This window comes from Streptomyces sp. NPDC004788 (genome assembly GCF_053601115.1).
This window is the reverse complement of the sequence record NZ_JBSGBF010000052.1, coordinates 15,445-26,707: the sequence shown is the minus strand read 5'-3', so window position 1 is coordinate 26,707 and position 11,263 is coordinate 15,445. Positions and strand designations below refer to the sequence as shown.

At 71.7% G+C, this 11,263-nt stretch carries 7 protein-coding genes; 3 read left to right on the top strand and 4 right to left on the bottom strand.

The genetic code is table 11. The annotated features are described in order from the left end of the window. Window positions 1-7 precede the first annotated feature (7 nt). Both ACWEJX_RS22450 and ACWEJX_RS22445 read right to left on the bottom strand, forming a co-directional pair. A complete protein-coding gene (locus ACWEJX_RS22450; RefSeq protein WP_451609186.1) occupies window positions 8-634 on the bottom strand; it encodes an NUDIX domain-containing protein in 627 nt (208 codons plus the stop codon). Between the two features lie 106 nt (window positions 635-740). Further along, window positions 741-2,399 carry a CTP synthase gene (locus ACWEJX_RS22445; RefSeq protein ID WP_451609214.1) on the bottom strand — a complete coding sequence of 553 codons (1,659 nt, stop codon included), beginning with the start codon at window positions 2,397-2,399 and terminating at the stop codon, window positions 741-743. A gap of 495 nt (window positions 2,400-2,894) precedes the next feature. On the opposite strand from ACWEJX_RS22445, the gene ACWEJX_RS22440 reads away from it, so the two are divergent. Together ACWEJX_RS22440 and ACWEJX_RS22435 are read left to right on the top strand one after the other, a co-directional pair. Next, a complete protein-coding gene (locus ACWEJX_RS22440) occupies window positions 2,895-4,697 on the top strand; it encodes a glycoside hydrolase family 15 protein (RefSeq protein ID WP_451609185.1) in 1,803 nt (600 codons plus the stop codon). Between the two features lie 78 nt (window positions 4,698-4,775). After that, window positions 4,776-6,167 (top strand): FAD-binding oxidoreductase, encoded by a 1,392-nt coding sequence (locus tag ACWEJX_RS22435; RefSeq protein ID WP_451609184.1) that lies wholly within the window; start codon window positions 4,776-4,778, stop codon window positions 6,165-6,167. Between the two features lie 10 nt (window positions 6,168-6,177). Here ACWEJX_RS22435 and ACWEJX_RS22430 read toward each other — a convergent pair whose 3' ends face one another. Both ACWEJX_RS22430 and ACWEJX_RS22425 read right to left on the bottom strand, forming a co-directional pair. Then, complete coding sequence (locus ACWEJX_RS22430; protein ID WP_451609183.1) at window positions 6,178-7,803, bottom strand: flavin monoamine oxidase family protein; 1,626 nt, start codon at window positions 7,801-7,803, stop codon at window positions 6,178-6,180. A gap of 55 nt (window positions 7,804-7,858) precedes the next feature. Further along, window positions 7,859-9,421 (bottom strand): APC family permease, encoded by a 1,563-nt coding sequence (locus ACWEJX_RS22425; protein ID WP_451609182.1) that lies wholly within the window; start codon window positions 9,419-9,421, stop codon window positions 7,859-7,861. 166 nt (window positions 9,422-9,587) lie between these two features. Between ACWEJX_RS22425 and ACWEJX_RS22420 the strand changes: the two genes are divergently transcribed. Next, window positions 9,588-11,210 (top strand): PucR family transcriptional regulator, encoded by a 1,623-nt coding sequence (locus tag ACWEJX_RS22420; RefSeq protein WP_451609213.1) that lies wholly within the window; start codon window positions 9,588-9,590, stop codon window positions 11,208-11,210. The last annotated feature ends 53 nt before the right edge of the window (window positions 11,211-11,263 follow it).

Genomic DNA, 11,263 nt, shown 5'->3' with positions numbered 1-11,263 from the left:
AAGGGGGCTACGCCTCGAAGGGACGCGCCGGCCACGGCGCGTCCGCCCGGCGCAGCGCGTCCAGGCCGTCCCCGGTCCGGGCCGCCATCAGCGACAGCACGCCGACGACCAGGCAGTTGTTGTGCAGCTCGCCGGCGAGCACCCCGCGCACGAGGTCGGGGAGCGGCACCCGGGCGAGCTCCATGTCGGCCTCCTCCTCGGAGACCTCGAAGCGCTCGCCCTCCGCCTCGGACAGATCGCGGGCGAGGAAGATCCGTACGGCCTCGTCGCAGCCGCCCGGGGTGGTGTAGACGTCCGTGAGCACCCGCCAGTCCTCGGCCTTGACGTGCGCCTCCTCGTACAGCTCGCGCTGCGCCGCGTGCAGCGGGTTCTCGCCGGGCACGTCGAGCAGTCCGGCCGGGATCTCCCACAGCTTCTGCCGCACCGGGTGCCGGTACTGCTTCAGCAGCAGCACCCGGTCCTGCTCGTCGAGGGCGACGACCGCGACCGAACCGGGGTGGACCTGGTAGTCGCGGCGGGCGACCGAACCGTCGGGCATGACCACGTCGTCCGTGCGGACACTCGTCTTGTTGCCCTGGAAGGGGGTGGTGGTGGCGACGACCCGCCACTCCTCCGGGGTGTCCTGCACCTGCATCGTCGAGTCCTCCCACATACGTCAGCACCTGCCCAAGCACATACGAAAGCCGGGGTACGCGCCCTCGCGTGAGGACCCGTACCCCGGCAACGTTAACCCCCGGCGGCTACTTGGCCGTCTTGCCCGTCTTGCGCTCGACGGCCGCCTTCACCAGGCCCGCGAAGAGCGGGTGCGGGCGGGTCGGGCGAGACTTGAGCTCCGGGTGCGCCTGGGTGGCGACCAGGTAGGGGTGGACGTCCTTCGGGTACTCGACGAACTCGACGAGCTTGTTGTCCGGGGACGTGCCGGAGAAGACCAGGCCGGCCTTCTTCTCCAGCTCCGCGCGGTACGCGTTGTTCACCTCGTAGCGGTGACGGTGGCGCTCCTCGACGTACGGCTCGCCGGCGTAGGTCTCGCGGACGACCGAGCCCTCGGCGAGCTTCGCCGGGTAGAGGCCCAGGCGCATCGTTCCGCCCAGGTCGCCCGCGCCCTCGACGTACGCCAGCTGCTCCTCCATCGTCGAGACGACGGGGTGCGCGGTGGCCGGGTCGAACTCGGTGGAGTTGGCCTCGGGGATGTCGGCCAGGTTGCGCGCGGCCTCGATCACGATGCACTGCAGGCCGAGGCAGATGCCGAGCAGCGGCACCTTGTTCTCGCGGGCGTACTGGATCGCGCCGACCTTGCCGGACACACCGCGGTCGCCGAAGCCGCCGGGGATGAGGATCGCGTCGCAGTCGCTCAGCTGCTTCTCGGCGCCGGCCTGGGTCTTGCAGTCGTCGGAGGTGACCCACTTGACCTTGACCCGGGCCTTGTTGGCGAAGCCGCCGGCCCGCATGGCCTCGGTCACCGACAGGTAGGCGTCGGGCAGGTCGATGTACTTGCCGACGAGGGCGACGGTGACCTCGTGCTCCGGGTTGTGCACCCGGTCCAGGAGGTCCTCCCAGACGGTCCAGTCGACGTCGCGGAAGGGCAGGTCGAGCTTGCGGACGACGTAGGCGTCCAGGCCCTCGGTGTGCAGGACCTTCGGGATGTCGTAGATCGACGGGGCGTCGATGGCGGCGACGACCGCGGCCTCGTCGACGTCGCACATCAGCGAGATCTTGCGCTTGATGGCGGTCGGGACCTCGCGGTCGGCGCGCAGCACGATCGCGTCGGGCTGGATGCCGATGTTGCGCAGGGCGGCGACCGAGTGCTGGGTCGGCTTCGTCTTCAGCTCGCCGGACGGGCCGATGTAGGGCAGCAGCGAGATGTGCACGACGAAGACGTTGTCGCGGCCGACCTCGTGGCGGACCTGGCGGACGGTCTCCAGGAACGGCAGCGACTCGATGTCGCCGACCGTGCCGCCGACCTCGGTGATGACGACGTCGACGTCGTCGGTGGCCATGCGGCGGATCCGGGACTTGATCTCGTTGGTGATGTGCGGGATGACCTGCACGGTGTCGCCGAGGTACTCGCCGCGCCGCTCCTTGGCGATGACCTGCGAGTAGACCTGGCCGGTGGTGACGTTGGCCGAGCCGTCGAGGTCGACGTCGAGGAAGCGCTCGTAGTGGCCGATGTCCAGGTCGGTCTCGGCGCCGTCGTTGGTGACGAACACCTCGCCGTGCTGGAACGGGTTCATCGTGCCGGGGTCGACGTTCAGGTACGGGTCGAGCTTCTGCATCGTGACCCGCAGGCCCCGGGCCTTGAGAAGCGCACCCAGGCTGGAGGCGGTCAGGCCCTTGCCGAGGGAGGAGGCGACACCCCCGGTGACGAAGATGTGCTTGGTCGTCGTGGTGTTGGGCGGCATCGCCAAGAGGGGGCTCCCGTGGTCGCGTTCTGGAGGTGCGTACCGGCGTCCCCTCCGGAAGAATCGGGGGGTGCCGTCGCTGCGGTTGCGGGGTCCTCGGCTCTCGCCGTTTCCCACCGGTCCACGGGGTACCAGGGTATCAGCGACATCGGGAGACCGCTTCCGGCCACACGGGGCAGTCGGGTGCACACGGTCCGCGACACGCCGGGCGCGCGGGAGAGCCGGTACGCGCCCAGGCATCCTGGTACCGGTGAGGTCAAGACCTGTTCACCCGATCGGCGCAACGCTGTGACGTGCACGGCTCCGCCGCTCACCACGTGCGTCGTATCCTGCACGGACACGCGCTGCCGAGCCGGACCGGCACGGCACCACCCCCGCCAAGTCAACCGGTGCCAAGAGCTCGTCAACGATCCCTTGACCGCTGATTGACCGCTGACCAGTAAGTCGTCGCCCCCGTCGGGGCGGACGTGGCCGTTCTGTCTGGAGTGAAAGCACGTGGCCGGGCGCATCGAGGATTACGCACTCATCGGAGACATGCAGACCGCCGCCCTGGTCTGCCGGGACGGCAGTGTCGACTGGCTCTGCCTGCCCCGCTTCGATTCGCACGCCGTCTTCGCGGGACTGCTCGGCACCGAGGAGCACGGCTTCTGGAGAGTCGGCCCCGCGACCCCTGAGAACACCCCCGTGCCGCTCGCCGACCGGCGGCGCTACCGGGGCGACTCGCTGATCCTGGAGTCCGAGTGGGACACCCCGCGCGGCACGGTCCGGGTCACCGACTTCATGCCCCCGCGTGACGGCGCCCCGCAGCTGATCCGGGTCGTCGAGGGCGTCAGCGGCCGGGTGCCGATGCGCTCCAGCCTGCGCATGCGGTTCAGCTACGGCCGGGTGGTGCCCTGGGTGCACAAGGTCGGCGAGCGCACGGTGGCCGTCGCCGGTCCGGACTCGGTCTGGCTGGACGCGGACGTCGAGACCCACGGCCGGAACCTGACCACGTACTCCGAGTTCACCGTCACCCCCGGCGACCGGATCACCTTCACGATCTCCTGGCAGCCCTCGCACAAGGAGCCGCCGCCGCTGCCGGACCCGGAGGGCTCCCTGGAGGCGACCGCCGACTTCTGGCGCGAGTGGGTCGGGCACTGCACGTACCACGGGCCCTACCGGGAGGCCGTGGTCCGCTCCCTGATCACCCTCAAGGCGCTCACCTACGCGCCGACCGGCGGCATCGTCGCCGCCCCCACGACCTCGCTGCCGGAGGAGATCGGCGGCGTACGGAACTGGGACTACCGCTACACCTGGCTGCGCGACGCGGCGATCACCCTCTCCTCCATGCTGCGCACCGGCTACCGCGAGGAGGCCCGCGCCTGGCGGGACTGGCTGCTGCGCGCGGTGGCCGGCGACCCGGAGAACCTGCAGATCATGTACGGCATCGCCGGCGAGCGCGAGCTCGGCGAGGCGGAGCTGGACTGGCTGCCGGGGTACGAGAACTCCGGCCCGGTCCGGGTCGGCAACGGAGCCGCGGGCCAGCTCCAGCTGGACGTGTACGGCGAGGTCACCGAGGCCCTGCACCTGGCCCACATGACCGGCCTGTCCCGCAACGACTACGCCTCGCTGCTCCAGATCAAGCTGATCAACTACCTGGAGACCCACTGGAACCAGCCCGACGAGGGCATCTGGGAGGTGCGCGGTCCGCGCCGGCACTTCGTGCACTCCAAGGTGATGGCCTGGGTGGCGGTGGACCGCACGATCAAGCTGATCGAGTCCGGTGACGCCGACGGCCCGCTGGAGCGCTGGAAGGAGCTGCGCGACGAGATCCACCGGGACGTCTGCGAGAAGGGCTACGACAAGGAGCGCAACACCTTCACCCAGTCCTACGGCTCCCAGGAGCTGGACGCCTCGCTGCTGCTGATCCCGCAGATGGGCTTCCTGCCGCCGGACGACAAGCGGGTCATCGGCACGATCGAGGCGATCCAGCGGGAGCTGTCCACCGAGGACGGCTTCGTGCTGCGCTATCCGACCGCCGGCGCGGAGGCGGGCGTGGACGGCCTGGAGGGCGACGAGGGCGCGTTCCTGGCCTGCTCGTTCTGGCTGGCCGACGACCTGGCGATGATCGGCCGGGTCGACGAGGCCCGCAAGCTCTTCGAGCGGCTGCTGGCGCTCCGCAACGACCTGGGGCTGCTCGCCGAGGAGTGGGACCCGCGGCTGCAGCGGCAGGTGGGCAACTTCCCGCAGGCGTTCAGCCACGTGCCGCTGATCGACACGGCGCTGCGGCTGACGGCCTCGGGGGCGTACGGGGGCTGAGCCGTCCGACACGCGGGGGACGGGACCCGGACCTACGATGAAGGAGTCCTGTCCCCCCAACGAAAGGGGGGCAACGTCATGGCTCCCCAGACCGCCCTTCCGGACAGCGCGCTGGCCGGGCTCCGCGAGGATCTGGCCGGTGAGGTGTACCTGCCCGGTGATCCGGGGTACGACGAGGCCCGGACGATCCACAACGGCATGATCGACCGGCGTCCCGCGGTGATCGCCCAGTGCGCGACCCCGGCGGACGTCTCCAACGCGGTCCTCTTCGCCCGCCAGGAGGGGCTGCCGATCGCGGTGCGCGGCGGCGGTCACAGCGTCGCCGGGTCCTCGGTGATCGACGGCGCCCTGGTGGTGGACCTGCGCCGGATGCACGCCGTCGTGGCCGACCCGGAGAACATGACCGTACGGGTCGAGGGCGGCGCCACCATGGCCCACTTGGACCACGCCTGCCAGCCGTTCCACGTGGCGACCACGGGCGGCCGGGCGTCCACCACCGGCGTGGGCGGTTTCGTCCTGGGCGGCGGATCGGGCTGGCTGGAGCGGAAGTTCGGCCTCGCGAGCGACAATCTGCTGGCCGCCGAGCTGATCACCGCGGAGGGCAAGCACGTCCACACGGACGCCGAGGAGAACCCGGAGCTGTTCTGGGCGCTGCACGGCGGAGGCGGCAACTTCGGGGTGGCGACCTCGCTGACGCTGCGGCTGCACCCGCTGCCGCGGATGAGCATGGCGATGCTGTTCTTCCTGCCGGACAACGCGCCCGAGGTCGTGCGGACCTTCCGGGACATCGGCCTGGGCGCGCCGGACGAGGTGGGCGGCGGCGCCATCATGCTGCCGGCGCCGCCGCAGCCGTTCGTGCCTGAGGACCTGGTCGGCAAGCTGGTCTGCGGCACGCTGCTCACGTACGCCGGTCCGGTGGAGGAGGTCCGCGAGCTCGCGGCGCCGCTGTTCGCGCTGAAGCCGGTGATCGAGATCGTCACGGACATCCCGTACGTGGACCTGCAGTGCATGATGGACGACCCGCCGGGGCTGCGGAACTACTGGTCGGCCGAGTACCTGACGGAGTTCCCGGACGTGGCCGTGGACGTCTTCTGCGCGCGCGGCGCGGCGATGCCGATGCCCACGGCCACCCAGCACGTGCTGTTCCTGATGGGCGGGGCCGTGGCCGCCGGCCCGTCCGAGTACCCGCAGCCGTGGCGCACCGCGCCCTGGGCGGTGCACCCGTTCGCGACCTGGGAGGACCCGGCGCTCGACGCGCGGGCCCGGCAGTGGGTCCAGGACGTGCGGGCCGACGCGCAGCCGTGGTCGGTCGGCGCGACGTATCTGAACTTCACCGGTGCGGAGGGCGAGCAGCGGGTCGTCTCCTCCTTCGGGGAGGGCAACTTCCGCCGGCTCGCCGCGGTGAAGGCCGAGTACGACCCCGACAACGTCTTCCGCTTCAACCACAACATCGCGCCGGCCGCGGCCTGAGCCGGCGGGGCTACCTGAGCGCGGCGATCACCTCCTTCGCCGCGCGCTCGCCCTCGGTCGCGCCGCCTTCCATGAAGCCCTGGAAGTCGTAGCTGCAGTGCTCGCCGCCGATGTGGATGTTGCCCTGCGCGGTGCCCTCGTAGCCCGCGTACCGGTGGAGGTAGCCCACCGGCCAGTACGAGTAGGCGCCGAGCGAGTACGGGTTGAGGTGCCACGCGGACAGCTGGGCGCGGCCCGTCCAGGCCCGGGACGTGCCCGGGAAGAAGGCGTCGACGTCCTTGAGGTAGCGGGTGGCGAGGTCCCGCACGTACGGGTCGGACTCGAAGTCGAACGGGCCTGCCGGGGCGAGGGACTTGGCGAGGGTGCCGCCGCCGTACTGGAGCAGGATGCCGCCGGTGCCGCCCTGGACCTTGGTGGTGTCCCAGGTCTGCTGCACCTCGCTGTCGGTGAAGCAGTCGCCGGAGGAGACCCCGGGCCAGGGTCCGGTGCCGCGCCAGGGGCGGGTGGCGAACTGCATGTTGAGCTTGGTGCAGTAGCCCATGCGGGCGTCCCGCAGCAGGTTCGTCATCAGCGGGTCGAAGCCGGCCCGGCTGAGGTCGAGCCGCTGGAGGATCGGCAGCGGCACGCACAGGATCGTGTGGTCGGCGGTGACGGTGCGGGTGGTGCCCGCCTCGGTGAAGGTGAGCGTCTGGGTGCCGTCGGAGTTGGCCCGTACGGCGTCGAGGGACCAGCCCATGCGCAGGGTGCCGGGGTTCAGCGCCCCGGCGATGGCGTTCGGGAGGCGGTCGTTGCCGCCGACGATGTGGTAGCGCTCGTTGGACAGGCCCCAGATGTTGAAGTTGCCGGGATTGGTCTGATAACCCATCAGCAGGACGAGGGCGAGCGAGGACTGGTCGACGGTGTCGGCGCCGTACTCGACGTTGTAGGCGACGTCGAAGAAGCGGCCGAGCGGTGAGGTGTGCCCGCCGGGGACGCGGCTCTCGATCCAGTCGTACAGCGTCATGTTGTCGAGGGCGGTGCCGGTGGGCGTGGTCTGGTTCCACTTCACCTCGCCCGCGTCGAGCAGGTCGCGGTGGAGCTGCTGGTAGACGGCGTTGAAGTCCTCGTCGGCCTGGGCGCGCGGGTAGTAGCCGCCGTTGAACCAGAGGACCTCCTCGGCGCCGTTGGGCCCGCCGCCGAGGAAGTCCTCGGTGGCGAGGTTGAAGCGGCGACAGAGCTCCAGCATCTTCTTGTGGCTGGTGTCGATGAGCTCGCCGCCGATCTCGGAGGTCTGCCCGTACGCCCAGTGCTCGCGCTGGCTGTACATCCGGCCGCCGACCCGGCCGGGGTTGGCCTCGTAGAGCACGGGGCTGAGGCCGGCGTCCTGGAGGGTGAGGGCCGCGGTGAGGCCGGCGATGCCGGCGCCGACGACGGCGACTCGGGCGGGGGTGGCGGCGCGGGCGGCGGCCGGGGCGGCGACGGCGGTGCCCGCGGAGACGGCGATGCCCGCGGCGGCGGCGTACTTGAGGAGGGTGCGGCGCCCGAGGGCGTCGTTCCGCATCTCCCGCAGTTCGCCGACGGGGAGGTGGAGCCGTCGGGCGTCGGCGTGCTCGGCGGCGAGGCGCTTCAGGAGGTGCATCGGGTTGGTGCGTGCCATGGGGCGCTCCTGGAGGGGGTGAGGTGTCCGCTGGTGAGGGTCAGCCGGTGTGGTGTCAGCTGTGGGCTGCTGGTGCGGGGCTCGGGGTGCCGCTGTCGTCGGTGCGTTCGGCGGCGTCCTCCAGGACGATCCGGCCGATGATCTCGTAGCGTTCGGGGCGCCGGAGCTTGAGGTACCAGCCGAGGGCGAGGCCGCCGACGAAGACGGCGCCGACGGTCCACGGGATGGCCTTGAAGAACAGCGAGTCGGCGGCGAGGCCCGCCGCGGTCTCCATGTTCATGACCAACAGGACGACGACGGCGATCATGCCGATGCCGCCGAGGAGCGGCGCGGTGAAGGTCTTGAACCAGTGCCGGTCCTCCGGGTGGTTCTTGCGGAAGTAGCCGATGACGGCGAAGGAGCAGAGCGTCTGCACGATGAGGATCGCCATCGTGCCGAGGATCGCCAGCAGCGTGTAGAGGTGGATGTACGGGTCCTGGCCGGTCAGCCAGAAGGCACCGACGAGGATCACGGCGATCACGCTCTGCACGAAGGAGGCGATGTACGGCGAGCCGTGCCGCGCGTGGGTGCGGCCGAGCGCCGGGTGCAGGAAGCCCTCGCGGCCGATGGCGTAGAGGTAGCGGGCCGCGCACTGGTGGAAGGCCATGCCGCAGGCGAAGGAGCCGGTGAGCAGCAGCCACTGGAAGGCGTCGACGGCCCAGCCGCCGATGAACGACTTCGTCGGCGCGAAGAACAGGTCGAGCGGCGCGGCGGACGCGGCCAGCTTGACCGAGCCGGCCAGGCCGTTGCCGGCGATGGTCATCCACGACACGTAGATGTAGAAGAGGCCGACGCCGACGACGGAGATGAGCGTGGCGCGCGGGATGACCCGCTTGGGGTCGCGCGACTCCTCCCCGTACATCGCGGTCGACTCGAAGCCGACCCACGACCAGAAGGCGAAGAAGAGGCCGAGCCCGGCGGAGGCGCCGGTGAAGGCGTTCTTCGGGTTGATGGGCGAGGCCGGGATGCCGTCGGGGCCGCCGCCGGCGATCAGGACGGCGGTGGCGACGGCGAAGAGGACCGCGATCTCGGCGACCAGCATCACGCCGAGCGCCTTCGCGGTGAGGTTGATGTCGAAGTACGACAGGACGGCGGTGACCGCGAGCATCACGGCCGCGTAGCCGATCCACGGCAGGTCCACGCCGAGCTGGGCGGCCACCGTCGTCTTGGCGAAGTAGGCGAAGACGCCGACGATCGAGGCCTCGAAGACGATGTACGCGAGGACGGCGAGCATGCCGGAGGCCATGCCGGCGATCCGGCCGAGGCCGTGCGAGATGTAGCCGTAGAAGGCGCCGGCGGCGGTGATCCGCTTGGCCATGGCGACGTAGCCGACCGAGAACACGGTCAGGACGACGGTCGCGAAGAGATAGCCGGCGGGGGCGCCGGCGCCGTTGCCGAAGCCGACGGCGATGGGGAGGTTGCCGGTCATCGCGGTGATCGGCGCGGCGGTGGCGACCGCCATGAAGACGACGCCGACGAGGCCGACGGAGTTCGCCTTGAGCCGCTGGACCTGAGGGGCCTGCTGCCCGGCCGGGGTGGACCCGGGCGGGGCCGGCGCTGGGGTGGGGTTCTCTGCCATGGCGCGAGAGCATCCTCTTGGGTGACGTAGGCCACAATCGACATCCGGTCGCACAATTCCCGCCAGGGGGCGACGAGTTGTCGCCTGCGTGTACGAACTGTCCGCCCCGTTAACGTCGTGGTGATGTCGCGGTGACGGCTCCGGCGGGTAGCGTCCGCCCATGTCCATGGAACGTCAGGGCGGGATCACCGTGCAGCGGGCGCTGGAACTCCCGGGGCTGCGCGGCGGACTCCCGGAGGTCGTCGCGGGCGCCGACCGGCTGCACCGCACCGTGCGCTGGGTGCACGCCGGCGAGGTGCCGAACATCGCCTCGCTGCTCAAGGGCGGCGAGCTGCTGCTCACGACCGGCATGGGGCTCGGCACCCGCCCGGCGGAGCAGCGCGCCTTCGTGCGGCGGCTCGCGGAGCGGGGCATCGCCGCGCTGGTGGTGGAGCTCGGCCCGCGGTTCGCGCGGCTGCCCGCGACGATCGTCGAGACGGCGCGGACGGCGGGCCTGCCCCTCGTCCAGCTGCACCGCGAGGTGCCCTTCGTCGCCGTGACGGAGGAGATCCACACCGAGATCGTCAACGGCCACTACGCCCTGCTCCGGCAGGCCGAGGAGGTCCACCGCCAGTGCACCGAGGCGCTGCTCGGCGGCGGCGGGGTGCCGCAGGTGCTGCGGATCCTGGCGGACTTCTCGCTCAACCCGGTGTTCCTGGAGACCGCGGACGGCCAGCTCCTGTACGCGGCGGGCACCGAGTCCGAGCCCGCCGACCCGCTCCAGGTCTGGGACGGGCTGCGCGGGCAGCGGGCGGCGCGGGAGTCGGGGCCGCCGACGGGGGCGGTGCTCGTGGACGTGCCGGGCGGCGGGCCGGGCAGCTCGTCGGTGCGGGCGCGCCTCGTCCTGCTGTCGGTCTCGGGTCCTCTCTCCCCCGTGCACCGGATGGCGGCGGAGCGCGCGGCCGGGCTGCTGGCCGTCGTCCTGATGCAGGCCCGCCAGGAGGAGGAGCTGGCCGCGCGCGGCCGGGGCGACTTCCTCACCGACCTCGCCGAGGGCCGGATCGCGGCCGAGGACGCGCCGGCGCAGGCCCGGGTGCTGGGCTTCAAGCCGGGCGACGGCCCGCTGCTCCCCGTCGTGATGCGGCTCGCCTCCGAGCTCTCCCCGTCGGGCAACTGGGCGCTGCTCGCGCGGGCGGTCCTCGAGGAGCTCTCCGCGGTCGGCGTCCCGGTGCTGCTCGGCGTCCGCCCGGTGGAGGGCCGGGTGCCGCTGCTGCTCGGCCTGCGCTCGGAATCCGAGCGCACGGCGGTCGCCGACCGCGTCGCCGCCGCCCTGCGCGCCGGCGTGGAGCGGGCCGGCCTGGAACGCGCGGGCGTCCACCCCCCGGTCGTCGTGGTCGGTGTCGCGGGCGGCTGGGCGGCGGCCTCGGCGGGTCTCCGCCACGCGGCGGAGACCGCGACGGCGGCCCAGGGCCTGAGCGACCTCCCCTGGTACGACGCCCGCCGCCTCGACACGGACCTGCTCCTGTGGCGCCTGCGCGACCACCCCGACCTCGCCGCCTTCGTCGACCGCGCCATCGGCCCCCTCCGCGACCACGACCGCACCTCCCGGCCGCCCCTCCTGCCGACCCTGGAGACCTACCTGGCGCACGCGGGCCGCAAGGCCGAGACCGCCCGCGAACTCCACCTCAACCGCCAGACGCTCTACAACCGCCTGGCGAGGATCTCGGAACTGCTCGGCACGGACCTCGACGACCCCCAGACGGTACTGGCGCTGAGCCTGGCGCTGAGGGCGAGGCGGCACACGGGGTAGGCCGTCTGCGGGCACCGCCCCTGCCGCGTAACCGCGGGAGGTTCATGGGCACC